General features: G+C 49.0%; 26 protein-coding genes. 17 read left to right on the top strand and 9 right to left on the bottom strand.

Annotation, left to right across the window (positions count from 1 at the left end; genetic code table 11):
- Window positions 1-9: 9 nt before the first annotated feature.
- A complete protein-coding gene (gene sppA / locus ACZ45B_RS02110; protein WP_024544802.1) occupies window positions 10-828 on the bottom strand; it encodes a signal peptide peptidase SppA in 819 nt (272 codons plus the stop codon).
- 251 nt (window positions 829-1,079) lie between these two features.
- On the opposite strand from sppA, the gene ACZ45B_RS02105 reads away from it, so the two are divergent.
- Window positions 1,080-2,099, top strand: a complete 1,020-nt coding sequence (locus tag ACZ45B_RS02105; RefSeq protein ID WP_024544801.1) for a DMT family transporter — start codon at window positions 1,080-1,082, stop codon at window positions 2,097-2,099.
- On the opposite strand, the gene ACZ45B_RS02100 is transcribed toward ACZ45B_RS02105, so the two are convergent.
- Together ACZ45B_RS02100 and ACZ45B_RS02095 are read right to left on the bottom strand one after the other, a co-directional pair.
- Window positions 2,096-2,734 (bottom strand): alpha/beta hydrolase, encoded by a 639-nt coding sequence (locus tag ACZ45B_RS02100; RefSeq protein ID WP_071990917.1) that lies wholly within the window; start codon window positions 2,732-2,734, stop codon window positions 2,096-2,098. The genes ACZ45B_RS02105 and ACZ45B_RS02100 overlap by 4 nt on opposite strands.
- Window positions 2,735-2,816: 82 nt before the next feature.
- Entirely contained in the window at window positions 2,817-4,001 is a 1,185-nt protein-coding gene (locus ACZ45B_RS02095) for an NAD(P)H-quinone oxidoreductase subunit H (RefSeq protein ID WP_024544799.1), read from the bottom strand.
- A 179-nt stretch (window positions 4,002-4,180) separates the two neighbouring features.
- On the opposite strand from ACZ45B_RS02095, the gene rnc reads away from it, so the two are divergent.
- The 3 genes from rnc (at window position 4,181) to ACZ45B_RS02080 (ending at window position 7,216) form a co-directional block, all read left to right on the top strand.
- Complete coding sequence (gene rnc / locus ACZ45B_RS02090; protein WP_024544798.1) at window positions 4,181-4,945, top strand: ribonuclease III; 765 nt, start codon at window positions 4,181-4,183, stop codon at window positions 4,943-4,945.
- A gap of 128 nt (window positions 4,946-5,073) precedes the next feature.
- On the top strand, window positions 5,074-6,795 hold the full coding sequence (locus tag ACZ45B_RS02085; protein ID WP_024544797.1) for an ABC1 kinase family protein: 1,722 nt from the start codon (window positions 5,074-5,076) through the stop codon (window positions 6,793-6,795).
- A 34-nt stretch (window positions 6,796-6,829) separates the two neighbouring features.
- A complete protein-coding gene (locus ACZ45B_RS02080) occupies window positions 6,830-7,216 on the top strand; it encodes a hypothetical protein (RefSeq protein ID WP_024544796.1) in 387 nt (128 codons plus the stop codon).
- Window positions 7,217-7,393: 177 nt separating this feature from the next.
- Here the strand turns inward: ACZ45B_RS02080 and topA are convergent, their stop codons facing one another.
- Window positions 7,394-10,018: a type I DNA topoisomerase gene (gene topA / locus ACZ45B_RS02075; RefSeq protein WP_464674931.1), complete on the bottom strand. Its 2,625-nt coding sequence runs from the start codon at window positions 10,016-10,018 to the stop codon at window positions 7,394-7,396.
- A 198-nt stretch (window positions 10,019-10,216) separates the two neighbouring features.
- Between topA and ACZ45B_RS02070 the strand changes: the two genes are divergently transcribed.
- From ACZ45B_RS02070 to bchI, 7 genes are all read left to right on the top strand, one after another.
- Window positions 10,217-11,794, top strand: a complete 1,578-nt coding sequence (locus ACZ45B_RS02070; RefSeq protein ID WP_024544795.1) for an NAD(P)H-quinone oxidoreductase subunit N — start codon at window positions 10,217-10,219, stop codon at window positions 11,792-11,794.
- 170 nt (window positions 11,795-11,964) lie between these two features.
- A complete protein-coding gene (locus ACZ45B_RS02065; protein WP_464674929.1) occupies window positions 11,965-13,059 on the top strand; it encodes a TPM domain-containing protein in 1,095 nt (364 codons plus the stop codon).
- Window positions 13,060-13,115: 56 nt separating this feature from the next.
- Window positions 13,116-13,853, top strand: coding sequence for a LemA family protein (locus tag ACZ45B_RS02060; RefSeq protein WP_024544793.1), 738 nt, complete (start codon window positions 13,116-13,118; stop codon window positions 13,851-13,853).
- A gap of 23 nt (window positions 13,854-13,876) precedes the next feature.
- Window positions 13,877-14,260 (top strand): (2Fe-2S) ferredoxin domain-containing protein, encoded by a 384-nt coding sequence (locus ACZ45B_RS02055; protein WP_024544792.1) that lies wholly within the window; start codon window positions 13,877-13,879, stop codon window positions 14,258-14,260.
- 162 nt (window positions 14,261-14,422) lie between these two features.
- Complete coding sequence (locus ACZ45B_RS02050) at window positions 14,423-15,262, top strand: pentapeptide repeat-containing protein (protein ID WP_024544791.1); 840 nt, start codon at window positions 14,423-14,425, stop codon at window positions 15,260-15,262.
- On the top strand, window positions 15,263-16,021 hold the full coding sequence (locus ACZ45B_RS02045; RefSeq protein WP_024544790.1) for a DUF429 domain-containing protein: 759 nt from the start codon (window positions 15,263-15,265) through the stop codon (window positions 16,019-16,021).
- Between the two features lie 54 nt (window positions 16,022-16,075).
- Window positions 16,076-17,158: a magnesium chelatase ATPase subunit I gene (gene bchI / locus ACZ45B_RS02040; RefSeq protein ID WP_024544789.1), complete on the top strand. Its 1,083-nt coding sequence runs from the start codon at window positions 16,076-16,078 to the stop codon at window positions 17,156-17,158.
- Window positions 17,159-17,340: 182 nt separating this feature from the next.
- Here the strand turns inward: bchI and uvrB are convergent, their stop codons facing one another.
- A complete protein-coding gene (uvrB, locus tag ACZ45B_RS02035; protein WP_024544788.1) occupies window positions 17,341-19,362 on the bottom strand; it encodes an excinuclease ABC subunit UvrB in 2,022 nt (673 codons plus the stop codon).
- 188 nt (window positions 19,363-19,550) lie between these two features.
- Between uvrB and ACZ45B_RS02030 the strand changes: the two genes are divergently transcribed.
- Window positions 19,551-19,928 (top strand): hypothetical protein, encoded by a 378-nt coding sequence (locus ACZ45B_RS02030; protein ID WP_024544787.1) that lies wholly within the window; start codon window positions 19,551-19,553, stop codon window positions 19,926-19,928.
- 67 nt (window positions 19,929-19,995) lie between these two features.
- Here ACZ45B_RS02030 and ACZ45B_RS02025 read toward each other — a convergent pair whose 3' ends face one another.
- A complete protein-coding gene (locus ACZ45B_RS02025; protein WP_464674927.1) occupies window positions 19,996-20,472 on the bottom strand; it encodes a GNAT family N-acetyltransferase in 477 nt (158 codons plus the stop codon).
- 171 nt (window positions 20,473-20,643) lie between these two features.
- Here ACZ45B_RS02025 and ACZ45B_RS02020 point away from each other — a divergent pair, with 171 nt between their 5' ends.
- From ACZ45B_RS02020 to ACZ45B_RS02010, 3 genes are all read left to right on the top strand, one after another.
- Complete coding sequence (locus tag ACZ45B_RS02020) at window positions 20,644-21,600, top strand: ParA family protein (RefSeq protein WP_024544786.1); 957 nt, start codon at window positions 20,644-20,646, stop codon at window positions 21,598-21,600.
- Window positions 21,601-21,676: 76 nt separating this feature from the next.
- Window positions 21,677-21,844: a hypothetical protein gene (locus ACZ45B_RS02015; protein WP_158505970.1), complete on the top strand. Its 168-nt coding sequence runs from the start codon at window positions 21,677-21,679 to the stop codon at window positions 21,842-21,844.
- A gap of 11 nt (window positions 21,845-21,855) precedes the next feature.
- Complete coding sequence (locus ACZ45B_RS02010; protein WP_464674925.1) at window positions 21,856-22,629, top strand: ABC transporter permease; 774 nt, start codon at window positions 21,856-21,858, stop codon at window positions 22,627-22,629.
- Between the two features lie 3 nt (window positions 22,630-22,632).
- Here the strand turns inward: ACZ45B_RS02010 and ACZ45B_RS02005 are convergent, their stop codons facing one another.
- Together ACZ45B_RS02005 and ACZ45B_RS02000 are read right to left on the bottom strand one after the other, a co-directional pair.
- Window positions 22,633-23,403 (bottom strand): HAD family hydrolase, encoded by a 771-nt coding sequence (locus ACZ45B_RS02005; protein WP_464674924.1) that lies wholly within the window; start codon window positions 23,401-23,403, stop codon window positions 22,633-22,635.
- On the bottom strand, window positions 23,403-23,723 hold the full coding sequence (locus ACZ45B_RS02000; RefSeq protein ID WP_024544784.1) for a DUF1825 family protein: 321 nt from the start codon (window positions 23,721-23,723) through the stop codon (window positions 23,403-23,405). The genes ACZ45B_RS02005 and ACZ45B_RS02000 overlap by 1 nt, the downstream gene beginning before the upstream one ends.
- 124 nt (window positions 23,724-23,847) lie before the next feature.
- Between ACZ45B_RS02000 and ACZ45B_RS01995 the strand changes: the two genes are divergently transcribed.
- Complete coding sequence (locus ACZ45B_RS01995) at window positions 23,848-24,240, top strand: SHOCT domain-containing protein (protein WP_024544783.1); 393 nt, start codon at window positions 23,848-23,850, stop codon at window positions 24,238-24,240.
- On the opposite strand, the gene ACZ45B_RS01990 is transcribed toward ACZ45B_RS01995, so the two are convergent.
- Window positions 24,237-25,337 (bottom strand): aromatic ring-hydroxylating dioxygenase subunit alpha, encoded by a 1,101-nt coding sequence (locus ACZ45B_RS01990; RefSeq protein ID WP_029681634.1) that lies wholly within the window; start codon window positions 25,335-25,337, stop codon window positions 24,237-24,239. The two genes, ACZ45B_RS01995 and ACZ45B_RS01990, sit on opposite strands and share 4 nt — an antisense overlap.
- Before the next feature lie 531 nt (window positions 25,338-25,868).
- Here ACZ45B_RS01990 and ACZ45B_RS01985 point away from each other — a divergent pair.
- Window positions 25,869-26,102: a DUF2811 domain-containing protein gene (locus ACZ45B_RS01985; protein ID WP_024544781.1), complete on the top strand. Its 234-nt coding sequence runs from the start codon at window positions 25,869-25,871 to the stop codon at window positions 26,100-26,102.
- Window positions 26,103-26,114 lie beyond the last annotated feature (12 nt).

Genomic DNA, 26,114 nt, shown 5'->3' with positions numbered 1-26,114 from the left:
ATCAATCAATCAGGGTCGATAGAGCCACAGGGGTTGTCCCGCCGTTGCCAGTTCAAATTCTACCCAATTCAGGGTTCTTCCCATGGGAGAACTCAATTGACTACGACTAAGGAGGCGGCTGACAAGGGGTCTGGGTTCTTCGATGGTGCGACATTCTGCCTTTTCTGGGTCTAAACCTGCAAGCTCTGCAGCCCAGATACGGGCGTCTTCTTCGGTACCGAGGCGATCGACAACCCCCAGTTCTTTTGCTTGTTCGCCTGTAAAAATGCGGCCATCAGCAAAGGTTTTGACTGTCTCGACTTCTAGATTACGGGCCTCAGCAACAGTTTTCACAAACTGGCCATAGCTAATATCGATCATGTCCTGGAGAATTTTCTCTTCGGCTTCGGTCAGCTCCCGGTCAAAGGACAAAATATCTTTGTAGGGGCCGGATTTGATCACTTTAAAAGAAACACCGACTTTTTCGAGGAGACGCTCTAAATTGTTACCCCGTAAAATGACACCGATACTCCCTGTAATGGTGCCGGGGTTCGCGACGATGTGCTGGGCGCCCATGCCAATATAGACCCCACCAGAGGCGGAAATATTACCGAAACTGGCGATAATTTTTGTCTTTTTCTGGAGTTTTTTCAGAGCGTAATAAATTTCTTGGGAATCACCCACCGTCCCCCCAGGGGAGTCGATACGTAACAAGAGGGCAGGATATTTTTTTTCTTCAACTTCTTCGAGGGCCTTGAGGACTCGCTTCCGGGTATCAGCGGCGATCGCCCCGGTGATTTCAATGCGGGCAATTTGTTTACGGGTTTTTGGAGGAAAAGGCCACACCATAGGGATTTTTGTTCAATAGAGAAGAGGTAAACAGAGGCCCACTCGGTTCAGGGTTTAGGGCACTAATTTTCTATGCTAACTGATTCTTCCGGCCTCACTGTGCTTTTTGGAGAGAATTAAGCTGATTTTTTCTCAGAAAGCGCTGGAACTAACCACAGAACTGTCGGAGAAAAGACAGCAAACTGGATAAATTTCCCCTATGCTTAACATTACGACACATCGAACTGAGTCTTCACCGCCGCCGCGAATTTATGGCCCCTAATCTCTCGAAGTCAAGCTTTAGCCAACTGCCGCTCGTGCTCATCGCTCCCTTTTTTCTCTGGGGGACAGCCATGGTCGCCATGAAAGGGGTGATGCCCCAAACGACGCCTCTGTTCCTCGCGGGATTGCGTTTAGTGCCAGCTGGATTACTGGTTCTCTTGTTTGGGCTACTGTCGGGACGCGATCGCCACATTTCTCCCAAGGGTTGGCTCTGGATCGCTCTGTTTGCGTTGGTTGATGGCCTCATGTTCCAAGGTTTTCTCGCCGAGGGCTTGGTGAAAACAGGGGCAGGTTTAGGGTCGGTGATGATTGACTCCCAACCGTTAGCGGTGGCTTTGTTATCCAGTTGGCTATTTGGGGAAGTGATTGGCCTGTGGGGTTGGCTCGGCTTGGGTTTTGGGATTGCCGGAATCAGTTTAATTGGTATTCCCGATGCGTGGATTTTTGCGGTGGCGCATGGAGATTTTTCCTTTTTCCAGTGGGATAGCCTAGAGGTGAGCGGCGAAGTGCTGATGTTGGGGGCCTCCCTATCGATGGCGGTGGGGACAATTCTCATCCGCTATGTGAGCCGCCACGCTGATCCAGTGATGGCGACGGGCTGGCATATGGTGCTGGGAGGGATCCCGCTTTTCATTGCTTCGGATCAACTAGAAATCCTGCAATGGCAATTTATCGGCGTGGCAGGCTGGTGGGAGCTGGCCTATGCGGCAGTTTTTGGGAGTGCGATCGCCTATGGTTTATTTTTCTACCTGGCTTCCGAGGGTAATTTAACGAGCCTCAGCGCCCTCACTTTTCTCACACCTGTTTTTGCCCTGATTTTTGGCAATTTACTCCTGGGAGAAGAATTGAGTACTCTCCAGTGGTTTGGGGTTGGCCTCACTCTGGTGAGCATTTATTTGATTAACCAGCGGGAAAAAATCGCGACTTGGTTTACCGATCCAATGGTAGAAAAAACGGTTGCTCCGTCCAAAGCTTCGAAAATTCCCGTCGAGACTGGCAAGCAACCCTAGATTTTCTTTTCGAGGAGATGTTGTTGCAAAAACTGGGTCATCTGCGTCAGGGCGATCGCCGGAATTTCATGGCCCCCGGAAAATTCAAAATACTCCAGCGGCACCCCCACTTGATGTAATTGAGTTTTTGCTTGGTGCGCCGCCTGGATGGGGACCACCGGATCTTGGCTGCCATGGATCAGCAAAGTTGGCGGATATTCTTTTTCTGGTTGAGCGCTTGGATCGTAATGGAGATAGCCGCTACAGCTACAGAGAGCCGCAAAATTAAACTGCAAACCCACATCTAGGGTCATCGCGCCCCCCTGGGAAAAGCCAATCATCGCCGTCCGTTCTGGTGGAATCCCCGTCATTGCCGCAAGATTACCTAGCCAAGTGAATAGGCGATCGCGAGATTCCGGTAACCCTTGAAAATCTTCCCGTTCCAGGGCGTACCAGGCCCGGCCCAGGGGACTCTGGAAATGGAGAAAAGGGGCGTTGGGAAATAAAAAGCGGCAGTGAGGCAGCTCCAGCATCCGCGCCAAGGGTTTGAGGTCATGGTAGTTGGCTCCCCAACCATGGAGCATCACCACCAAATATTGCGCTGTCTCTGGCGGGCAGTTGGCAAACTCTAAACTTTCTAACGGGGCGATCGTCATTTTTTTTTCCCAATTTTTACAGACAATACAAACAAAAAAAGGGAGGGCGATCGCCCTCCTTCAACTTTTTCAAAGGTAATAGTTAACGATCCACAGAACCCATAATCACATCGATACTCCCGAGGATCGCCATAATATCCGCCACCTTAACCCCTTTGAGGAGGTGGGGGAGAATCTGCAAATTGTTAAAATCTGCCGAACGGATTTTCCAACGCCAGGGGAATACGTTGTCATTGCCCTGGATAAAGATGCCCACTTCCCCTTTACCGCTCTCTAGGCGTACATAATGCTCCCCGGCGGGAATTTTGAAGGTGGGCGCTACTTTCTTGGCAATGTACTGATAATCAAAACCATTCCATTCCGATTTCTTCCCTTCCAACATCCGCTTGGCTTCGAGGTTTTCGTAAGCACCGCCGGGCATCCCCTTGAGGGCTTGGCGGATAATTTTTACCGATTCGCGCATTTCGCGAATTCGCACCAGGTAACGGGCAAAACAATCCCCGGCGGTTTCCCACTGCACATCCCAATCAAAATCGTCGTAGCATTCGTAGTGGTCGACTTTACGCAGATCCCACTTTACCCCAGAGGCACGCAGCATCGGCCCCGACAAACTCCAGTTGATTGCTTCTTCACGGGTGATTGTACCGACCCCTTGGACACGGCGGCGGAAAATGGGGTTGTTGGTGATCAACTTCTCGTATTCATCGATTTTCGGATCAAAATAGTCACAAAAATCAAGACATTTGTCGTTCCAGCCATAGGGCAGATCCACCGCAACTCCACCGATGCGGAAATAGTTGTTGTTGATCAAGCGCATCCCCGTAGCAGCTTCCCAGAGGTCATAGATCATTTCTCGCTCCCGGAAAATGTAGAAAAAGGGAGTCTGGGCGCCAACATCGGCGAGAAATGGCCCCAACCAGAGGAGATGGTTGGCAATGCGATTCAGCTCTAGCATCACGACCCGGATGTATTGGGCCCGCTTTGGCACTTCGATATCAGCGAGTTTTTCGGGGGCGTTGACGGTGATCGCCTCGTTGAACATCCCTGCGGCATAGTCCCAACGACTCACATAGGGCACATACATGACATTGGTGCGATTTTCGGCAATCTTTTCCATGCCCCGATGGAGATAACCAATCACGGGCTCACAATCGACGACATCTTCCCCATCGAGGGTGACGATCAGGCGTAAAACGCCGTGCATGGAGGGGTGGTGGGGCCCCATGTTGATCACCATGGGTTCGGTTCGAGTTTCAATTCTTGACATGGATCCGCAGGTTTTCCCTTATGCTTGTTGAATCTGGTTGGGTGAGACTTGGCTAGTGCTGGCCAGTGCGTAAGTTTTTGGTGAACGAAGCTGTTGGAGGCTTTGCCAGCCATTGGCTCCGGGATTGATTTACGCTAGGTTTATTTTCCTATCTGAACATTATAAAGTTTCGGTTAACCATGACAAGTTTGCCCCCTTTTCGGCGATCGCCTCTATTGTTACAGGCTCTCACTCACCGCTCCTTCGCCAATGAGCAATCGGAGGAGACGGCAGACAATGAACGCCTAGAATTTTTGGGGGATGCGGTTCTGAAATTTATCATGGGCAAGTTACTTTATGAGCGTTATCCTGATTTCCAAGAAGGGGAGTTGAGTCGTTTACGGGCCAGCTTAGAAAACAATCGCCATCAATTGGCGGAGTTTGCCCAGGGGCTTGGCTTAGATCAGGTGCTGCGCTTAGGGAAAGGAGCTGAAAAAGAAGGGGCTAGGCAAAATCCTGAAATTCTGAGTAATACCTTTGAGGCAATAGTTGGGGCGTATTTTCTCGATGCCGGCATTGAAGCGACGATCGCCTTCGTAGAAGATCTGGTGATTCCTGTGGCCGATCGCCTAGTGAATGAACCCTCAGATTCCCTCGCCCAAAATTTTAAGGGGCAGTTACAGGAATGGGCCTTGGCGCACCAGGGCGAAGTGCCTAAATACAAAACCCTGGCAGAATCGGGGGCCGACCATGCTAAAACTTTTACCGTCGCTGTCTATATCGCGGGTAAGGAGTGGGGTCGCGGTTCTGCCGCATCCAAAAAACAAGCCCAAAAAATTGCGGCCCAGGCTGCGTTACAAAAATTAATGCCATCCCCCACTCCCAACAACAACCCTACGCTGGGCGATCGCTTTGCCCTGTTGCAAGCCCTTGCTACCCAAATTAATCTGCCCAAATCCCTGTGAGCAATTACAAAAAAGCGGGTGTTAGCTTCATTCTTCCCATTGGAAAAAGTATCCCTGCAAAAAATTTCGATACAATACAATGTGATTTACTTTACAAAACCACATAATTTACTGACGGCGAAACCACTGTGACCCAGTATCCTTCCGTTGCCCCTGACCATAAGCTCGGTTCCACCACCTTAACCCGTTACGATGCTGAGGCGATCGCCCGCCATTATCGCTGGCGTCCCTGGCAATCTATCTGGCGAGCCTGTACGATTATTTGGCTATTTGGGTGGTTTGCACTGCAACTCTGGTTAGACAGCAAAAGCGAAGAAAAAGCAGCAATCCGGGCCCGCCGTGCCAATAAACTCCGGGAAATTCTTACCTACCTTGGGCCCACTTTTATCAAAGTCGGCCAAGCCCTCTCTACTCGCCCAGATCTTATTCGCCCTGATTTCCTCGAAGAATTAATTAAGCTTCAGGATCAACTCCCCTCCTTTGATAACGAAATTGCCTTTGCAATCATCGAAAAAGACATTGGCCGCTCCGTTGACAGCATTTACCAAGAAATTTCTCCCCATCCCATTGCCGCCGCTAGCTTGGCCCAGGTTTACCAAGCCCGCCTTTACAGTGGCGAAGAAGTAGCCGTCAAGGTGCAGCGGCCAAACCTCCTGCCAGTATTGACCCTCGACCTCTACTTAATGCGCCTCGGGGCCAAACTATTTGCCCCCTATTTGCCCCTCAATCTGGGCCATGATTTGACCTTGATTGTCGATGAATTTGGCATCAAGCTTTTTGAAGAAATTGATTATATTAATGAAGGAAAAAATGCCGAGAAGTTCGCTGCTAATTTTCGGGATGATCCCACCGTTAAAGTGCCTGCTATCTACTGGGAATATACCAGTCACCGCTTACTGACCCTTGAATGGATTCATGGTTACAAACTCAATGAGCTCGATCGCATCCGTGCTGCGGGTTTAGACCCGAATAGAATCATTGAAATCGGTGTTACCACTGGACTCAGACAGCTTTTAGAGCATGGATTTTTTCATGCTGACCCCCATCCCGGTAACCTTTTCGCCACCTATGATGGGCGGATGGCTTACATTGACTTTGGCATGATGGATCAGCTTGATAACCTCACCAAGGAAACGATCGCCAGCTCCGTTGTCCAGTTAATTAACCAAGACTATCAAACCCTAGCGAAGGATTTTGTGGAACTGGGCTTTCTGGCCCCAAAAACCGATATTCGGCCAATTATTCCCGCCCTCGAAAAAGTGTTAGGTAAGGCAGTGGGAGAAAGTGTCGGCGATTTTAACTTTAAGACGATCACCGATGAATTTTCGGCACTGATGTATGAATACCCCTTTCGAGTGCCTGCTAAGTTTGCCCTGATTATCCGCTCCCTTGTGACCCAAGAAGGATTGGCCCTGAGCCTAAACCCGGATTTTAAAATTGTCGAAATATCCTATCCTTATGTTTCCCGTCGCCTACTCACTGCCGAAACACCAGAATTACGCCGAAAGCTGTTAGAGGTTTTGTTTAAGGATGGAAAATTCCAGTGGCATCGTCTGGAAAATATGTTGGCGATCGCCCAAGCGGATAATCAATTTGACATCTTTCCCACCGCCCAACTGGGCTTTCAGTATCTAATGTCTGAAGAAGGGGCAGAAATCCGTCGCCTGATTTTACTGGCTCTCACCGAAGACGATCGCCTGCATACCGAAGAAGTACAGCGGATTTGGGCGCTCCTCAAGGATGAATTTCAACCCCAAAAACTCCTGGGAGCCGCTTGGTCAAGCCTCAGAACTTTTTCGGGGGAGCGTTTAACAGCAGTCCTGCCGAGTTTCGCCCAATCTCAGTCATAATAAAGGCTAGTTAATTAAGTTTTGTAAAAAATCAATGGAATATTACTATTACTACATTCCTCAGCCTCCATTTATTTTGGTGGGTTTAGGATTATTTATTGCCCTAACAAGTGGTTTGGCTTTCCAAAGCACCCTCAAGTTAAAAGCGCGGGGTATTGTTGCCAATCAAGATGATATTCGTAAGCAACTGGCAATTATCGATCTGCAGTTGCCCCTGTTTGGCACAGGTATGGGCATGAGTATTTTTCTTGCCAGCGGTCTTGAAGTTTTTTTTATTCCCACTTGGTTTGCCTATAGCCTCTCTTTGCCCCTCACCATTGCCACCATTGGTCTGTTATGGAAACAATTAGAACGGGTTTTTGCCATTCTTCGCGAAGGTGGCTCTAAGGCTTTAGAAGTTGATTCTTTTAATATTTTTTAAATTCTAAACTTCTCCCTTAAACCCCAATAGCTGGTTTGATGCCTCTCTACCAATTATGAAGAGAGGCAATTTTTTTATGAGGGTTTTTTATGCCCCAAGATGTTTGAGGGACGGACTGGGCGATCGCCTAATTGCTCAATCATGGGCCTGATCTTGGGCACTACTATTGACAACTGCTTATGAAGACGACTTGGTTTTGCGGGTAGTTGTTTTCTTAGTTGTGGTTTTTTTCGTGGTCGTTTTCTTTTTCGTTGCTTTACTGCCTGCTTTCTCCGCAAGTAGTTCAAGGGCTTTTTCTAGGGTGATGGTTTCGACGGTTTCCCCCTCTGGTAATCCTGCGTTGACCTTGAGGTGATTGACATAGATTCCGTAGGGGCCCTCGTAGACATTGATCGGTTCATTGTCAGTGGGATGATTACCCAATGCTTTCAAAGGGGTTTTACTACTGCTCTTGCCACGGGTGCGTTTTGGTTGGGCCAATAGCTCCATCGCCCGCTCAAAATCAATGGTAAAAAGGTTGTCCTCTTTTTTCAGGGAACGGTAGTCTTTGCCATCTTTTCCTTGGTCATGGACAACGTAGGGGCCAAAGCGTCCCAGGCCAACTTTAATCGGTTTACCAGTTTCGGGGTGTTCCCCCAATAGTCGGGGCAGGGCCAAAAGATCCACCGCCATCTGTAAGGTAAGCGCCTCTGGCTGGATGGTTTTCGGTAAAGAGGCACGCTTCGGTTTTTTGTTTTCCTCAGTCACTGCGCCCAACTGCACATAGGGACCATAGCTACCCACCAACAAAAAGATCGGTTCTCCTGTTTCAGGATGACTGCCCACCTGTTCAGGGCCTTCGGTTTTCTGTTTGAGGATTGTTTCCACCTGGGCTGGATTTAGATCAGCTGGGGTGAGATCGGCAGGGAGAGAGGCAGTAATTTTTTCTTCGCCGTTTTCTGCTTCGATGTAGGGGCCAAAACGACCAATCTTCACTTTGACGGGTAAACTCTCGATGGCGATCGCCTTAGCGACAGCAGGATCAATATCACTTTCGCGCACCTTCACTTGGGTTTCTAGGCCCTTTTCACCGAGGTAAAAATCCTTTAAATAGGGCAACCACTGCACTTCTCCCGTGGCAATTTCATCGAGGGTTTGCTCCATGCGAGAGGTGAAATCAGTATCTACTAAGCTGGGAAAATGCTCCTCTAGGAGTGCTGTGACCGCAAAAGCGGTAAAGGTTGGGGTGAGAGCTTTATCGCGAATTTGTACATAACCGCGATCGACGATTGTGCCGATGATGGTGGCGTAGGTACTGGGGCGACCAATGCCTTTGCTTTCAAGGGCTTTCACTAAACTTGCTTCGGTATAGCGGGCGGGGGGTTGGGTGTTGTGTTCCACTTCCTCTAGTTTTTTGCAAGTAGGGCGATCGCCTTCCTTGAGGTCCGGCAACACCACTTCTTGGTTTTCCAGCGCTGCATCAGGGTCATCGGAACCCTCCACATAGGCGCGGAAGAACCCAGGAAAATCAATGCGTTTCCCCGCCGAGCGAAACTCCGCATCTTCCACCTTCAGAATGACCGACAGTTGTGTTAAGCGCGCGTCTGCCATCTGACAAGCGACGGTCCGCTTCCAAATCATGTCGTAGAGGGCGAGTTCGCGATCCTTCAAACCCGTTTCCTGGGGGGTGCGGAAGGTGCTGCCTGCGGGACGAATCGCTTCGTGGGCTTCCTGGGCGCCTTTACTTTTAGTTTTGTACTGACGCACTTGGGGGCTGAGATAATCCTTGCCATATTTGGTTTCGACACAATCCCGCGCCGCTGTAATCGCCTGATCCGACAGATGCACCGAATCCGTCCGCATGTAGGTGATATAGCCTTCTTCATAAAGCTTTTGGGCCGTCCGCATCGTATCCCGCGCGGAAATGCCCAGTTTGCGGTTGGCCTCCTGCTGCAGGGTGGAAGTGGTGAAGGGCGGGGAAGGCTTACGGGTGGTTGGTTTTTCCTCCGTTTGGGTAACGGTCCAGTCTTTCCCTGTTAGGCGTTCTTTGAGGGCGATCGCCTCCGCTTGGGACAAAACAACAACCCTTTTGCCCTTAGTCAGTTGACCTGTGGTGGCATCAAAATCACTCCCTGTCGCTAATCTTTTGCCACCGAGGGTGATTAATTTCGCTTCAAATTTCGCTTTTTTTTGCAGCAGTTCCGCTTTCAAATCCCAGAAATTGGCCGACTGAAACGCCTGTCTTTCCCGTTCCCGTTGCACAATCAACCGCACGGAAACCGATTGCACCCGTCCCGCCGAGAGTCCCTTCGCAATTTTGCGCCAGAGCAAGGGCGATAGGGTATAACCGACTAAACGATCTAAAATCCGGCGAGTTTCCTGCGCATGAACCAGGTTAAAGTCAATTTCGCGGCAATTGGTCAACGCTTTTTGAATAGCTTCTTGGGTAATTTCGTGGAAAACCATCCGTTTGATCGGCACTTTCGGTTTCAACACTTCGAGCAAATGCCAGCTAATGCTTTCCCCCTCGCGGTCTTCGTCTGTGGCCAGGATTAATTCATCCGCCTCCTTGAGGGCTTGTTTGAGTTCCGTGACCACCTTCTTTTTTTTCTTGGGCACGATGTAGAGGGGCGCGAAGTTTTCCTCAACGTTGACCCCTAGTTGCGACCAAGGTAGTCCTTTCTGTTCTTTGGGGATTTCTTCGGCGGAAGAGGGGAGATCGCGGATATGTCCCATGGAGGCCGTCACATGATATCCCTTCGGCAAATAGTTGCGAATGGTGCGGGCTTTGGTCGGGGATTCAACGATGACAAGGGTAGACATGGGCTGTCAAAAAGTGAGGGGTTAAGAATTAATGAGGTGCTTGGATACCTTATATATCTAATCAATGGCTCATGAGGCCATGTTTCGTCAAGATTTTATTTTTTGTAAGTTTTCGGGGCGGGACTGGGAATTCAGTCGTTTACTCCGGCTTTACGGTATTGTGTAATGTATGTTTGTTCACTAGGCCAAAGAGCAAAGATGGATTTTTCAAGTACCGTAGCAAGTCAGCTCTACACTGGAGCCATTCTGCCGGAAAGTATTGTGATTTTGACCCTCATTGTCGTTCTAGTGGGGGATTTAATTGTCGGGCGATCGCGTTCTGGCTGGATTCCCTATGCGGCGATCGCCGGATTGCTGGGGTCTGTCATTGCCCTCTATTTTGGCTGGGACAACCCACACCCGATCGCCTTCCTCGGCGCCTTTAATAGCGACAATCTCAGCATTCTCTTCCGGGGAATCATTGCGCTCTCGACGGCCTTTACGGTCATGATGTCGGTGCGTTATGTGGAACGATCTGGCACGGCACTATCAGAATTTATTTGTATCCTCCTCACTGCAACCTTAGGGGCGATGTTCCTCTCTGGGGCAAATGAATTGGTGATGATTTTCATCTCGCTGGAGATGCTCAGTATTTCGTCCTATCTGCTCACGGGCTACATGAAGCGGGATCCCCGTTCTAACGAAGCTGCGTTGAAATACCTCTTGATTGGGGCAGCAAGTTCCGCGATTTTCCTCTACGGTGTGTCTTTGCTCTACGGGCTATCGGGCGGAAAAACAATTCTCAGTGAAATTGCCGCTGGCTTTACGGATCCCCAGGGTGGTCAATCCCTGGCTTTAGCGATCGCCTTGGTTTTTGCGATCGCCGGGATCGCCTTCAAAATTTCGGCAGTGCCCTTTCACCAATGGACGCCTGATGTTTATGAAGGTTCACCGACCCCAGTTGTCGCTTTTCTGTCGGTTGGGTCTAAGGCAGCGGGTTTTGCCCTGGCGATTCGTCTGTTGGTCACAGTATTTAATCCCGTTAGTGAAGAATGGCACTTTATCTTCACAGCCCTGGCAATTCTCAGTATGGTGCTCGGGAACGTGGTGGCCTTGGCCCAAACCAGCATGAAACGGATGCTCGCCTATTCTTCCATTGCCCAGGCGGGTTTCGTGATGATTGGTCTTGTGGCGGGCACTGATGCAGGTTATTCCAGCGTTATTTTTTACCTGCTGGTCTATCTGTTCATGAACCTCGGCGCCTTCACCTGTGTGATCTTGTTCTCCCTACGCACAGGTACGGATCAAATTGCTGAATATGCAGGGCTTTACCAAAAAGATCCCCTGCTCACCCTTGGTCTTAGTGTGTGCCTGCTGTCTCTGGGGGGGATTCCGCCCTTGGCTGGTTTCTTCGGAAAAATTTATTTATTCTGGGCCGGTTGGCAAGCCGGACTCTATGGCTTGGTCCTGCTGGGTCTGATCACGAGCGTTATTTCCATCTACTACTACATCCGCGTGATTAAGATGATGGTAGTCAAAGAGCCCCAGGAAATGTCTGATTCTGTCCGTAACTATCCAGTTGTCAGCTTCACGGCGGTGGGCATGAAACCGCTGCAAATTGGCCTGGTCTTGTCAGTGATCATCACATCTTTAGCCGGAATTCTGTCAAATCCTTTATTTGTGATTGCCGACAGCTCTGTCACCAGTACGCCGATGCTCCAGGCGGCGAATCACCCGATCGAGCAGGTGGTTGCCCAGGAGACGGAAGAATTGCTGGAAGTGGCGATCGCTGAGTAATAAAAAATTAAATTCTGTAAATAACCTCAACGTCCTCAGGAAGTTGAGGTTTTCTTTTGTCATGATTTTAAAAAATAGCTTGCCTGCCCTGAACTGCTGACCTGTTCGATGGTGAATGAAACAACGCCCCCACCAGATCACCGAGCTATTGTTGCCCTGATACTTAAACTATGAAAACTTTTTCAGCTAGCCTAGGTCTTATGGTAGCGATCGCCTACTTCTCTGCTCCGGCCCAGGCAATCGACATCAACAGTGTGCCAAATCCCAGAACATCCGGGCGTTGGGTGACCGATATGGAAAATATCCTGAATGTCGAAACAGAAGCCCAGATCAATCGACTCATCACCGAGCTAGAGGCAAAAAATGGCACAGAAATCGCCGTTGTGACTGTGCCAAATACCGCTGACTATGGTTCTCCCAAAGAATTTACGACCGCATTATTTAACCACTGGGGCATTGGCAAACAAGGGGTTGACAACGGCATTTTATTTATGATCTCAACGGGAGATCGCCGCGTAGAAATAGAAACAGGCTACGGTATCGAAGGTATTTTGCCGGATGCTAAAGTCGGTAATATTATTGACCAAAAAATTATTCCCCAATTCAGAGTAGGGAATTTTGAACAAGGTGTTTTAGACGGAACAAAAACCCTTGTATTTGAATTATCCCCTGCTGATTTTCCACTCCAAAAATTTGCCACCCGCCATTGGGATTGGCTGCTGGGTTTGGGGGGAGCTGGGCTCTTTAGTGGCGGACTATATAAATTTTTAAACCGTCGCCGCTATGTGGAACCTAAAGGGCGATCGCGTTGCTCACTTTTTTCTCGCCCTGTATATTGCAAACAATGTCGACAACCCATGACCCAGGTCAAAGAAAGCTTACTGGAGGCTCAGTTGACAGAGGTTGAAAAATTTTCAAAAAACAAAAAATATCTCAATTTAACTGCTTGGCAATGTTCCCATTGTAAACCGCCAGGAACTTTGAATTTTCATATTTTATTTTCAACCAATTTTGGCATTCTCCAATGCCCCCAATGTGATGGTTGGACGGTGCAAAGAAACAGCAAAGTAATCCTTGCTCCAACCTATGTTAGTACGGGAAGTAGATTAGTCTCTAAAACCTGTGCTTACTGTGATTATCATGAAGAAAAAATCGAGATTATTCCTAAACGGGTCAGATCATCGTCCTCCTCTAGGGGCAGCAGTTCAGGAGGGAGCTTTGGGGGCGGCAGTTCTGGTGGGGGTGGTGCTGGAGGGAGCTGGTAAATGACTCCAGTATAAGCATTGATCCGTCACAAAATTTAAATAATACAGGCCCAATTATGAGTCAAGACAACATACGAATTCCCGATGAAATTGCCCAAGAAGTTCTTGATTTAGCTTCGCAGTATTATTCGGAATATCAGGATAGCTATACAGACGCAGATCTAATTCAAATTGGGAGCGAAGTAGAAATCCCCGCAGAGCTGATCGAAAAGGCGATCGCCGATATTCAACTTAAACAAAAGCAAAAAAATCTAGCGCAACAACAACAACAGGAAAAACAGGCTTTATTCAAAAAAATTGGCTTTGGTTCATTGGTTTTAATGGGTATTTGGGGCGTTTTTACCTTTAATCAATTAAGCGCGCAAAAGTCAGCAGTTAAAGCGGCTTGGGCCCAGGTCGAAAATCAACAACAGCGGCGAGCAGATTTAATTCCTGATTTAGTCAATATCACAAAAACCTATGCCAACCAAGAGGAGCGCATTGTCACTCAGTTGGTTAATGCCCAAGAAAGTTATCTTACGGCTCAAACATCTGTAGAAAAAAACGCAGCGATCGCCACAGTCAATGAAGCGATTAATGACTTCACAGAATACTCTGTGAGCAATCCACAGTTAAGTAGTAATCAACTTTTTATTAATTTACAATATGAATTGGCTGGAACCGCTAACCGTTTGGCTGTTGAGCGAAAAAGATACAATGAAGCAGCGAGTCAATATGAACAGTCAATCGAAAGTTTTCCCAATGTGATTATTGCGAAGATTGCAGGGTTTAATGCTGCAGAATTTACAGACTAAAATCGATATCACAAAAATATTGAATGGATAAAGTCGTCTTGGTTTGTTGTCAAAAAACCTGCTCAAAACAAGGGGCATTTTTGATTTTAGAAACCTTTCAAAAACAAGTGTCAACGGATATAAAAGTTATTCGCTCTAGCTGTTTGGGAGAATGTGGCAATGGCCCCATGGTGAAAGTTCTGCCAGATAATATTTGGTATAGCCACGTGCAACCAGTGGATATTGCGGCGATCGTTGACCAGCATTTGATCCACAACCGGCCTGTCAAACATAAGCTCCATCGTAAATTTCACCCAGATCATCCAGAGGCGATCGCCATCTCGATTCCATGGCTGCTATTGTTGACCTTCCTTGGATTCATTGGGGGGCTTTGGTGGTGCTTGGCCAACCAAACAAGGATGCTTTGAGCTGCAAAATAGATTTTTTGTGGTCTTGTTTAACTATAGTTGCGGCGATCGCTTGGGGCTAGATGTATCCCTCTAAAATGCTAGAGAGAAGAATTCATGACCCACACAGGCCATCCCGACCCAACCGAACATCGTCCCAGGAGGATTAGCATTTTGAAACGAATGGATGCTGGAGAACTATTAGAGCGCTACAATGCTGGCGAACGGGACTTTCGGGAAGTCGACCTTGAAGGTGCTTTTTTGGGGGGGAGTAGTTTTGACGGCATCAACCTCCGGGAGAGCCAATTATCTCGAGTTACCCTGACTGGTGCTTCCCTCAAACAAGCTAATTTCCGGGAAGCCGATCTTAGCTATGCCAATCTCCAGGCCGATCTGAGTGAGGCCAATCTCATTTCCTGTGATCTCACAGAGGCAAATTTAACCAATGCCCAACTGACCTATGGTGGGTTACGGGCGGCCAACCTCTCCAAGGCACAACTGGTCTCTGCAGACCTCAGTTCTGCGACCCTCAACGAAGCGGTACTACGAGAAGCGGACTTAGCCCATGCAATATTGACCGATGCTTTTATCGGGCGGGCAAATCTCACCCAAGCGAACCTAGAGGGGGCCAACTTAAGCAATGCCAACCTCACCAGCACAATTTTAATTGGGGCAAATTTGAAGGGGGCGAATTTTTCCCATGCGATTATGCATGGGGTGAATGCGACTGGGGCGATCGCCGACCATGCCGATTTTAGTCAGGCCAAGTTAAATAGTGCCAATTTCACCAATGTCAAACTACGCCGTGCCATCCTCCGGAAAGTACAAATGGCTTGGACAACAATGCGCGGCGCTGATCTCAGCGAAGCCCAGCTCTTTCGCAGTAAGTTGTATTGGTCAAATTTTACCAATGTCAATCTCACCCAGGCTGTTTTGTTGGATGCAACCGTCGATCAGGTTAATTTTCATAATGCGATTTTTGATGGGACAATTCTCCCCGAAGGCTTTAATGGGGCAACCTAAGTGAAATTTCTGGGCGTTGATTTCGGCTGGACATCCGGTGCGAGTGGTTTGTGTTGTCTCAGTTCGGTGCAACAACATTTAACGATTGACAGTTTCAATCTACTCCTTGACCCCGGAGAAATTGTCACCTGGGTGGGCCAACTGCTGCCGGAAGAATCCATCGGCCTGGTGGCGGTAGATGCGCCGACAATTATCCCCAATAAAACAGGGACGCGTCTGCCCGATCGCCTCACCCACAAATATTTTGGCAAGTACCACGCGGGCTGCTATCCGGCTAATTTGAATCGTCCCTTTGCCCCCCGTACTACCCAACTGGGCTTTGATCTTGAAACATTAGGGTTTGCCCATGCTCCAGAGATTGACGCTCAAAAACCGGGCCGCTATCAAATTGAGGTGTTTCCCCATCCAGCAATGGTGCGTCTGTTTAACCTCGATCGCATTATCAAATACAAAAAAGGTAAGTTGGGCGATCGCCGCCAAGAATTGCTGCGTTTGGTGGGCCTCATTGAAACGGTTCTGACGACCCTCGAACCGCAGTTGACCTTAAATCATCTTTGGGATGATTTGATTAAACCGATCATGGCGGCTAAAGGCAGTGAGCTCAAAGAAATCGAAGACCGCATTGATGCCCTGGTTTGTGCCTATGTGGGGGCTTACTGGTGGTACTGGGGCCAGGCAAAAAACCAAACCCTAGGCGATCGCCTCTCCGGTTACATTATCGTCCCAGCACCTGTTACGATGGGTGATCAGCAATCATAAATTGTGAATTTTTAAAATAAAAAATTACGTTCCCTTACAAAAGTTTCTATTGATATGACAGTAACGGCTGAAGCTCCTTCCCAAGCAAAAGTAAAACGTCGTGTGGTGTTCCCCTTTACGGCAGTAATCGGCCAAGATGAAATGAAACTGGCCCTCAAACTCAATATTATCGACCCCAAAATCGGCGGCGTGATGATCATGGGCGATCGCGGCACCGGAAAATCCACCACCATCCGCGCTTTAGCCGATCTCCTGCCCGAAATCGAAGTCGTCGCCAACGATCCCTTTAACAGCGATCCCAGTAATCCCGAACTGATGGGCGATGAAGTCCGGCAGAAACTCGAAAACAACGAACATATCGAGATTACCCGCAAAAAAGTGCCGATGATCGATCTGCCCCTCGGCGCGACCGAAGACCGAGTTTGCGGCACCATCGACATCGAAAAAGCCCTTTCCGAAGGGGTCAAAGCTTTTGAACCCGGTCTGCTGGCTAAAGCAAATCGGGGCGTTCTCTATGTAGATGAAGTTAACCTCCTCGATGACCACCTAGTAGACGTGCTTCTCGACTCCGCCGCTGGGGGCTGGAATACCGTTGAACGGGAAGGGATTTCCATCCGTCACCCGGCAAACTTTGTCCTCGTTGGGTCTGGGAACCCTGAAGAAGGGGAACTACGACCCCAGCTCCTCGACCGTTTTGGGATGCACGCTGAGATCCGTACCGAGCGCAACCCTGAGCAACGGGTTGAAATTGTCGAACGCCGCTCTGCCTTTGACCAGAACCCCACAGATTTCCTCCAGCAATACGACGCCGAACAGAAAGCCGAACAAGAACGCCTTGTCCGTGCCCAGCAGCTGCTCCCCCAGGTCACTATTGACCGGGACTTGAAGGTAAAAATTTCTGAAGTCTGTTCCGAAGCGGATGTGGATGGTCTACGGGGTGACATCGTCACCAACCGGGCTGCAAAAGCCTTAGCTGCCTATGAAGGTCGCACCGAAGTGACTGTCGATGACATCCGTCGGGTGGTCACCCTCTGCCTACGGCACCGCCTACGGAAAGATCCTCTCGAATCTATCGATTCTGGTTACAAAGTCCAAAAAATTGTCGCTCGAGTTTTTGGCATCGAAGACGCAGAATAAATTTTTCCGACTCAAATGATCATGTCTGAAAGAGCTGAAGCAATAATCTTCAGCTCTTTTTTTGCGTAAGGGGAACCAGGACACTAAATCATAACATCTGGCAAAGGGAAATTTCGGGGAGACATTAACCTTGCAACAGCTCTACTCTGGTTTCTACGCCTACCCATTACTTTTGACAGTTTTTAGTCGTCATAGTGGCCAAGCAGTTGCTGGCGCAATTTTTTGATTTGATCCCGCAGGAGAGCGGCCTGCTCGAATTCAAGGTTTTTGGCAGATTCCTTCATCTGTTCTTCCAGTTGTTCGATGACATCAGGAATTTTTTCGAGGGGAACGTCTTTAATATGTTCCACCACCTGTTGGAGTTGCTGGGAATTTAAACGACGGGAAATATCGAGGAAAGATAGAATCGCGTTTTCTTCCCGTTTTTTAATCGGCTGGGGAGTGATGTTGTGTTTTTTGTTATGGGCGATTTGAATGGCGCGGCGGCGTTCTGTTTCGGCGATCGCCTTGGCCATACTGTCGGTGAGATTATCCGCATAGAGAATCGCTCTCCCCCGCACATGGCGCGCCGCCCGGCCAATGGTTTGGATTAGCGATCGCTCGGCCCGGAGAAATCCTTCTTTGTCTGCATCCATGATCGCCACCAAGGAAACTTCTGGCAGATCCAAGCCTTCCCGCAGCAAATTGACGCCGATCAGAACATCAAATTCCCCTTTCCGGAGAGCTTGCAAAATTTCGATCCGCTCAATGGATTTAATTTCAGAATGGAGATATTGCACCGCCACCCCCTGCTCGCTGAAATAGTCGGTCAAATCTTCGGCCATCCGTTTCGTGAGGGTGGTGATCAGAACCCGCTCCTTGAGTTTTTCCCGCTGGCGAATTTCTCCCAGCAGATCATCCACTTGGCCCTCGGTGGGACGCACATCGATTTCTGGATCCACCACCCCAGTAGGTCGGATCACTTGCTCGATTACCCTTGCGTCGGATTGCTCCAGCTCCCAATTACCGGGAGTGGCGGAAACAAAGACGCATTGATTCACCTTTTGCCAAAATTCCTCGGACTTTAGGGGCCGATTATCGGCGGCGCTGGGCAGACGGAAACCATGGTCAATAAGGACTTTTTTGCGGGCCTGGTCGCCGTTGTACATGGCGCGGATCTGGGGGACGGTCACGTGGGATTCATCAATTACCAGCAGCCAATCGTCGGGAAAATAGTCAATCAGACATTCTGGAGGTGAGCCGGCCTCCCGTCCTGCGAGAAAACGGGAATAATTTTCCACGCCATTGCAATAGCCCACCTCCTGCAACAGTTCCAGGTCGTAGTTGGTGCGTTGCCGTAGTCGCTGGGCTTCGAGGAGTTTATTTTCGGCTTCTAAAACGTTCAGCTGTTGCTCTAATTCTGACTTGATCTGTTCGCAGGCGATCGCCAACTGTTCTTGGGGCGTGACAAAGTGCCGTGCCGGATAAATATTAATCTGGTCGAGGCTCTGGAGAATTTCCCCGGTGGTGGGGTCAAGGAGGCGAATGGCCTCAATTTCGTCACCAAAAAATTCGACGCGGATCACCCGGTCTTCGTAGGCGGGGACAATTTCGAGGATATCCCCTTTCACCCGGAAGTTACCTCGACTGAGGTCTGTGTCGTTGCGCTGATATTGCACCGTCACCAGTTGTCTGAGCACCGCCCGCTGGTCTAGTTCTTCGCCTACTTTTAGGGCGATCGCCGCCTTGAGATATTCACTCGGAATCCCCAGGCCATAGATGCAGCTGATGGAGGCCACCACAATCACATCCTTGCGTTCAAAGAGCGATCGCGTCGCCGAGTGACGCAGCATATCAATCTCATCGTTAATGGAGGCGGTTTTTTCAATATAAGTGTCGGTGACGGGAATATAAGCTTCCGGTTGGTAGTAGTCGTAATAGCTGATGAAATACTCCACGGCATTGTGGGGGAAAAACTGCCGCAGTTCGTTGCAGAGTTGCGCCGCTAGGGTTTTGTTATGGGCCAGTACCAGGGTGGGCCGCTGTATCTGGGCGATCACCGCCGCCATTGTAAAGGTTTTACCAGTGCCCGTTGCCCCCAGGAGGGTCTGATATTTTGCTTGAGATTCTAAAGATTGAACTAATTTGGCGATCGCCTGGGGTTGATCTCCCGTGGGCACAAAGGGGGCATGGAGATGAAACAAAGCGCTACTCCCGTCAAACATAATTTGAATTAATGAGACACTTTAGAAACAATGTTGGGAATTTATGACAAAGTCTGTCTAAGATCAGCAAAGAATCTTTGTCCCATCATTTGGGATAATTAAGATCACGACAAAATTCTTAAAACATATATCCTACTTAAAATTTTGATTCAGTAGGTGTCAGTTCAGATACCCCAAGGAGAAATCCCATGACCACCGACAACCCGACGCCCACCCCCGCAGAAGATAGTACGCCCAAAACCACGACTACCCGTTCCCGCAGCACCGCGAAAAAAGAAGAAGTAGTTGCCCTCTCTGTCAAAGGGCCGGCAAAATTAGGTCTCCCTAATAATCGCCCCATCGAACCCAGCCACCTCAAGGTAATGCATACCTACCGTGCTGTTGGGGCCGATCGCCCCGTGACCGCAGGCCTCATGGAAATTTCGAGCACAATGACTGTTTCCGGCAACCGGCCGATCATGGCTAGTCATCTCCACATCAGTGAAAGCATTGTCATTATGGGAAATCGCCCCGTTGCCCCGAATGAAACCGATGACATGGATACATTAATCGGTTATCTCGACTAGGCCGATCAGTTGATTTTGCGCTTTATCGGTAGCGACCCCTAGAGATTAGGGGTTTTTTTGTGATTGATTAGCGGCGATCGCCTAGGGATTTTCTCATGACGTAATTGGTGAAGATTTCCTGGCGACACCGCACTGATTGTTTTTTGCTAACTTGAAACCCAAGGGCTTCAAAAAAAGGCTTCGCCGTAATACTCGCTTCAACAGTTAAAGCATTCAGGTGTAAACTTTCAGCCTGAACGAGGAGGGCCTGATAAAGTTGCCTCCCAATACCCTGGCGCTGGTAATCTTTGTGGCAATAAAAACAACCGATGTGACCCCCTAGAGAAAGTTCAGCAAAGCCAAGGATTTGTCCGGCGGCCTCAGCGACATAGGTGAAGCCAGCGCTGCAGCGGGCGTGCCAGTCACGAAAATATAGATCATCAGGGGCCCAGGCCTGCAATTGGGCAGAGGAATAATCCTGGGCATTGACCGTCCGCACTGTGTCATGGAATAGTTGGGCGATCGCCGGAATATCCTGAGGTTGAAAAGGTCGAATCGTGAACATAACAGTAATTAAAAATAATCCTTGCAACCGAAACGCCGCGACATCTAGACGGCTCTAGAGTGATGCCCCAGCAGTACAAAAATTTTCCGTTACAGCAATACCAAAAGGAAACAAACGTTGGCGGTACAATAGCTAAAAATCTTAACCCAAACACCTATTCCCCAGGTTTTTATGGCACTCATCATCAGTACCGTTAACATGAAAGGGGGCGTCGGCAAAACAACCCTCACCGTTAACCTTGCCGCCTGTCTTGCCCGTCACTACAAAAAACGTGTGCTGGTCGTTGACCTAGACTCTCAAATCAGTGCCACCCTCAGTTTGATGCCCCCCCAAGACTTTGCCCGCATCCGCAAAGGGCGCCGAACCATCAGCTACCTGATCGAAACAGCCATCAAACCGACCCTCACGCATACCCTCGATATCAACGATGTTATCTGCCCATTCATTGCCAATGTCCAGGGCTTAGATCTTCTGCCCGGTGATATTGAGCTCTATGACGAATATCTCGTTTCCGAAATGCTCCATCAAAAATCTAATCGGCATACCGACCTGAATTTTCAGGCCGTTTGGAATGATTTTGAACTCAGCCTTATTCGACGAATCCTCATGCCTGTGATGGATAAATATGATTTCATCATCATGGACTGTGCCCCCGGTTATAACCTCGTCACCCGGAGCGGTCTCGCCGCCAGTGATTTTTATATTCTGCCCGCTCGCCCAGAACCCTTGTCGGTGGTGGGCATTCAATTACTCCAACGGCGGATTCGCGCCCTCCGGGAAAGTCATCAGAATACAGATCCGCAAAATGTTGACCCGATTAAACTCAACTTACTGGGCATTGTGTTTATTCTCTCCGGCGGTAGCCTCCTCAATCGCTACTACAATCAGGTGATGAAACGGGTTAGCGATGATTTTACAAGTAAGCAAATTTTCCAACACAAAATCCCAATGGACGTCAATGTCGCTAAGGCGCTCGACACATTCCAGCCAGCGGTAATTTCTATGCCCAATAGTGCTGGGGCCAAGGCATTTGTCAAATTAACTGAAGAATTTTTGGTGAAATTAAAAGAAGCTGGCGGCTTTGTGGAGCAACGCCCCTCTCGCATCAACCTCGCAAATATTGAGTAGGGTTAGGCAGGCTCACATTTTTTGCGGTATGGTCTTTAGCGGATGATCTTTCAATTCATAAGGACTTTGAATAACCATGGTGGATTTGGTGACACTAAAAGCAAAGATTGAGACGATTAAAGGCAAACGCGCGATTCTTTTAAAGCTCCTCGAAAATCCTAATCTTGGCACTTTACGACTAGATGTAAATCAAGCCCTTGAGGAATTGGATGAGTTGGTTGCGGAATTAGACCAATCCTTTTAAGCATTTTCCCCATGAAATATTGGTATGAGACGATCGCCGTCACCCAGAGAATTTTGTTGGAATTGTGGCGACGGCGGCGTAGTTTGATTTTTTGGCTGGTTTTCCCCGTCTCTTTACTATTTTTGAACGGGTTTATCTTGGCAGAACGGGCCAATCTGAGCTTGGCGGAGGCGATGGAATTTGCGGCCCCATCAACGTTGGTGGGTGCGGCTTTATTTTTCAGTTGCCTGGGGGGAAGCATCGCCACGGTGGTTTCCGAGCGGGAGCAGCACACTCTCAAGCGGCTGTTTATTTCCCCCCTGAGCGGGACAGCCTATTTTCTGGGGATTTTCCTCGCCCATTGTTTTATCGGCGTGGGTCAGGCGTTACTGGTGTTTGCGATCGCCATTTTTATGGGCGCGACGTTTACAGGATCTTTGCTGGTGGGCATTGGGATTATTTTCCTGAGCATCATCGCCTATGTGGGGGTGGGTTTTATCCTCGGTACCCAACTGGCGAAACGCACAGAGGATGTAAATGCGTTGGTGGCCACCTTCGGCGTACCGCTGCTCATCCTTGGGGGAGCCTTTTTGCCGACTTCCCTCTTCCCGGAAGCGCTCCTCAATGCGGCCCAATACAATCCCATTTTTCACATGAACGAAGCCCTGGTGAAACTGTGGGCGGAGGGGGAAACGGTCGGGGCGATCGCCAATCATTTATTATTTCTCGGTATCTTTGCCCTGGCGATGATTGCGGGGGGTTGGCTCTCCTATCGGCGGATGATCCAGATGGAACGGCAGCTATAGTTTTCAAGTAAGCTTTGCTGTGATGATTTGCTCCCATTGGGAAATATTCACCACAGGAACCCTCAGACTTTTCGCGGCGGCCCTTTCCGCAGCGGTATTGTAGCCCCAGTCCGCCAGAAAAAGTTCAAGGCTATTTAACGCGGGTTGCTGTCGCACTTTTTCTAATGTCTTCAGGCGATCTTCAATAAAGAGAAACGTTTCGGTATCAGGCGAAAGCAATTTTTCGAGGGTGATTGCTTTGGGTTGTTTTTGTTCTTTGCCAAAAATCTGTGCCGCTGGAAAATCAATATTTTGATGCTGGAGCAGCTGTTGGGTAAAACGGGCTTCTTTCGTTGTGATGATGTAGGGGGTTACGCCATCCTGGGCTAATAAATGTTGCAGCAAGGGCACTATTCCCGGATAAAAGTGGTGTCGCCCCAGCCATTGGTTTAACTGGGTTTGAATTTGGCGATCGCGCACTTGATCCAGAGCCTGCATTAACTCGTGAGAATGCACATTTTCTATCTGGAGCAACTGTTGCACCGTGGCAGACCAGCTGTGCCAAAGTTGCGTTGTGGGAATCTGTTGCTGTAAAGCCCGCAGGAGAATAATCATCTCCCAACCCGTTTCGATCAAAGGTCGCAGGTGGTTAAAGTCCGCTTGCAAATTGGCTAGAGCATCTGGATTGTGATCCGGCCAGAGGGTCTGGTAGGCGAGGCAACTGGAGTGAAAATATTCGGGCAACCCATCGCAAATCACCCCATCAAAATCAAAGGCAATGATCTTTTTTGCCATTAGAATTCGGGGATTTGGGCTTTCATCCGCTCTAGGGTTAGATTCATCTGGTCAAACATTTGTTGGGGGGTCATGCCAAACTGACCCAGTTGGGTTTTGAGCTGCTCAACGGCCATTTGCGCCATAAAGTCATCGGAGAGTTCAAAGCGTTTCATGAAAATTTTGTAGCGGTCCATGACGCTTTCCATCTGGTCGATGTACATTTTTTTGCCTTCGCGGTCGAACTTGCCGAAATCACCGCCGAGCTGGACGAGGTTTTGGTAATCTTCAAATAAGCTTTTTGCTTCCTGCTGGACAATTTCTGAATCAAAAAATCCCATCGTGACTCCTATGCGCTGCTGCGGCTTGGGTAAGTTGCTCTACCATAGGGGGTGAGTGTCTTCTTCTAAATTTTAGTGGAGACGTTTTTTGTCGCAAAGTATGGTTTTCCACATCTAAGCTGCCATGAAACAGGCGATCGCCCAATTTTTGACCCAACCCAAAGATCGAAAAATTGCCGTTGGTTTGGCCCTCCTCGGTGCCGTCACCCCCCTGGCTGGAATCCACAAATTCTATGTGGGGCAACCGGTGTGGGGGGTAATGTACATTCTCCTGTGGTCAACGCCAGTACCCCAGATCGCCTGCGCTTTTGAGGCAGTGTGGTATCTGTTCCAAGATCTCGAATCTTTCCAAGGGCGTTTTGGGTTGGGTCAAAGTGCAACGTCTGATCAGGCGATCGCCGCTGCCCAGCAAACCGCTGCCATTGCCGAGGCCCTGCGGGAACTAGAGAAGCTCCGCACGGAGGGTCTGATCACCGAATATGAATTTGAGCAAAAACGCCGTCAACTGGTCAGCTAGACAGATTCTGCTTGGGCGATCGCCTGCTGTTTGATCAGTCGCTGCACCGCCATCAGCGCCCGGTTGAGTTCCACATTCTGGCGCTGGGGATTTTCCAGATAAGCCTTTTGTTCCTGCTCGATCATCAGCACATCCTGTTCCACCAGACCATCCAGTAAACCTTTGGCGGCGTTAAAGCAGAGGTCTTTGACCCAGCGACGGAAAGGAACGGGCAGTTTATGGAGTCGCCAAAAGGCATTCAGAGACGTGAAGTGCAACAAATAAGCCCGGGTGCGGGTGCCATGGGTCGGGCAAAACAGACACATAATTTTAAAATCATTGCCCAGGGTGGCGCTCCAGTTGGGGTAAACATAGCTCACATCCAGCGGCTCCGGGTGCAGCTTGCGCAGAGAAGGAATGAAGAGCTGGGACACTGACCAAATCTTATCAATCTTGTAATAGCTCTGGGCTTCATAGTGGGCATCGACCCGCTGCCCATCGACTTCTATATTTTCTAATTTCGCCGAAGCCCAAGCCTGATAATCATCATGGAGGTGGCCATGGTACATATCCATCAAATTTTCGATGAGATAAGAAAAATGCCCCTCACAGTCAATCGTTGTCACACTGACGATGTAATTGAGGTGGTCCCATTCTGGAATCGGCAGGGGTTGAATTGCTTCTTTTTCTAAAATCTGCGGATCCCCAGGAAAAACCCAGACGAAACCATCTTGCTCTCGTACTGGTAAGGAACGAATTTTACAGCCTGGGCGCTTCTGATTTTCTGCCAGATAAGGCACGTGGGCACAGGTACCAGACGCGTCAAACTGCCAGCCATGGTAAGCACACTCGAGATTATCTCCCACAACTTGGCCAGAACTCAGCTTGACTTGGCGGTGAGGGCAGCGGTCTTCCATGGCATGGGCCTTTCCATCCGTATCCCGATATAAGACAAAGTCTTCTTCCCAGAGCGTAAAGCCAAAGGGTTGATCCGTCAGTTCTGCACTGCGCGCTGCCACATACCAATGGTTTTTATTGATACCACAGGTGCGCACATCCAGTTTTTGAGGATTCTGGGATCCAGAACTGGAGATAACTTGGGGTTGGCGATTTTCCATGGACTGCTGGCTGAGTAGGAGTAGTTTGATTCTAATGATTTAAACAAAAGTCCTGACAAAATTCATCTTTCTCAATAAATTTGCAATTCTTATTTTCTTGATCAAAATTCCCCCAGTGATTCCCCATGGTTTCCCCAGTCATTGCAATTTTTTCCACAGCTTTCCCCAGGTTTTCCACAGCTAAAAGCTACTTTTTTTGAGAGCTTGGCAGGGGTTTGGGGAATTCTTTTACTGGATGGTGAATTTGCCTTGGGGAAGAGTTTTTCTGTAAAGGAATGTAAACAAAATATGCCTACAACCCTTATTCTTGCGTGAGAGAGTGGTTGGCGATCGCCTCGACGAAACATTTCGCAATATTGACAAACCTACCCCCCCATAGACAACAATAGGGCCACGACAGGCGAAATCGAACAAAATGCCGACGTCATTATCCTAGTTATCCTAGTCGTTTTTGAAACCTGTTCCTTCGTTTCCTGTTCGTCCAAATTTTTCTCCTAATTCCGCAGCTTTTCGACAAAATTAAGGTTAATGATGAATCCTACTACCGTGAGCATTTTGGCAGAAATTCCCGAGGCCTTGCATCAGTCCCTGACCGACTACCTCGAAACCCATCCCAACTGGGACCAAGACCGAGTTTTTGCTGCTGCCTTGTCCCAATTTCTCCTCCAAACCGGAGAAGGGCAGACCCCCCGCGAAGCCGAAAACTACCGGGCCTGCGCCAGAGTATACTTAGAAACGCTCTTTGAGCAGTCAAAGTCTTACTAGCTATTGATCGAG

Source organism: Picosynechococcus sp. NKBG15041c, assembly GCF_055380235.1.
The sequence above is the reverse complement of the archived record's forward strand: the minus strand, read 5'-3'. Positions and strand labels throughout refer to the sequence as shown.

What these genes read in the sequence shown, in the direction of transcription:
- rnc (WP_024544798.1), top strand. Translation starts at nt 4,181, where the DNA reads ATGACAAGTTTGCCCCCTTTTCGGCGATCGCCTCTATTGTTACAGGCT.
- ACZ45B_RS02095 (WP_024544799.1), bottom strand. Translation starts at nt 4,001, where the DNA reads ATGTCAAGAATTGAAACTCGAACCGAACCCATGGTGATCAACATGGGG.
- ACZ45B_RS01985 (WP_024544781.1), top strand. Translation starts at nt 25,869, where the DNA reads ATGAATCCTACTACCGTGAGCATTTTGGCAGAAATTCCCGAGGCCTTG.
- uvrB (WP_024544788.1), bottom strand. Translation starts at nt 19,362, where the DNA reads ATGTTTGACGGGAGTAGCGCTTTGTTTCATCTCCATGCCCCCTTTGTG.
- ACZ45B_RS02030 (WP_024544787.1), top strand. Translation starts at nt 19,551, where the DNA reads ATGACCACCGACAACCCGACGCCCACCCCCGCAGAAGATAGTACGCCC.
- ACZ45B_RS02065 (WP_464674929.1), top strand. Translation starts at nt 11,965, where the DNA reads ATGAAAACTTTTTCAGCTAGCCTAGGTCTTATGGTAGCGATCGCCTAC.
- ACZ45B_RS02060 (WP_024544793.1), top strand. Translation starts at nt 13,116, where the DNA reads ATGAGTCAAGACAACATACGAATTCCCGATGAAATTGCCCAAGAAGTT.
- ACZ45B_RS01990 (WP_029681634.1), bottom strand. Translation starts at nt 25,337, where the DNA reads ATGGAAAATCGCCAACCCCAAGTTATCTCCAGTTCTGGATCCCAGAAT.
- ACZ45B_RS02105 (WP_024544801.1), top strand. Translation starts at nt 1,080, where the DNA reads ATGGCCCCTAATCTCTCGAAGTCAAGCTTTAGCCAACTGCCGCTCGTG.
- ACZ45B_RS02000 (WP_024544784.1), bottom strand. Translation starts at nt 23,723, where the DNA reads ATGGGATTTTTTGATTCAGAAATTGTCCAGCAGGAAGCAAAAAGCTTA.
- ACZ45B_RS02055 (WP_024544792.1), top strand. Translation starts at nt 13,877, where the DNA reads ATGGATAAAGTCGTCTTGGTTTGTTGTCAAAAAACCTGCTCAAAACAA.
- ACZ45B_RS02020 (WP_024544786.1), top strand. Translation starts at nt 20,644, where the DNA reads ATGGCACTCATCATCAGTACCGTTAACATGAAAGGGGGCGTCGGCAAA.
- topA (WP_464674931.1), bottom strand. Translation starts at nt 10,018, where the DNA reads ATGTCTACCCTTGTCATCGTTGAATCCCCGACCAAAGCCCGCACCATT.
- ACZ45B_RS02015 (WP_158505970.1), top strand. Translation starts at nt 21,677, where the DNA reads ATGGTGGATTTGGTGACACTAAAAGCAAAGATTGAGACGATTAAAGGC.
- ACZ45B_RS02070 (WP_024544795.1), top strand. Translation starts at nt 10,217, where the DNA reads ATGGATTTTTCAAGTACCGTAGCAAGTCAGCTCTACACTGGAGCCATT.
- sppA (WP_024544802.1), bottom strand. Translation starts at nt 828, where the DNA reads ATGGTGTGGCCTTTTCCTCCAAAAACCCGTAAACAAATTGCCCGCATT.
- ACZ45B_RS02025 (WP_464674927.1), bottom strand. Translation starts at nt 20,472, where the DNA reads ATGTTCACGATTCGACCTTTTCAACCTCAGGATATTCCGGCGATCGCC.
- ACZ45B_RS02050 (WP_024544791.1), top strand. Translation starts at nt 14,423, where the DNA reads ATGGATGCTGGAGAACTATTAGAGCGCTACAATGCTGGCGAACGGGAC.
- ACZ45B_RS02080 (WP_024544796.1), top strand. Translation starts at nt 6,830, where the DNA reads ATGGAATATTACTATTACTACATTCCTCAGCCTCCATTTATTTTGGTG.
- ACZ45B_RS02005 (WP_464674924.1), bottom strand. Translation starts at nt 23,403, where the DNA reads ATGGCAAAAAAGATCATTGCCTTTGATTTTGATGGGGTGATTTGCGAT.
- ACZ45B_RS02010 (WP_464674925.1), top strand. Translation starts at nt 21,856, where the DNA reads ATGAAATATTGGTATGAGACGATCGCCGTCACCCAGAGAATTTTGTTG.
- ACZ45B_RS02100 (WP_071990917.1), bottom strand. Translation starts at nt 2,734, where the DNA reads ATGACGATCGCCCCGTTAGAAAGTTTAGAGTTTGCCAACTGCCCGCCA.
- bchI (WP_024544789.1), top strand. Translation starts at nt 16,076, where the DNA reads ATGACAGTAACGGCTGAAGCTCCTTCCCAAGCAAAAGTAAAACGTCGT.
- ACZ45B_RS01995 (WP_024544783.1), top strand. Translation starts at nt 23,848, where the DNA reads ATGAAACAGGCGATCGCCCAATTTTTGACCCAACCCAAAGATCGAAAA.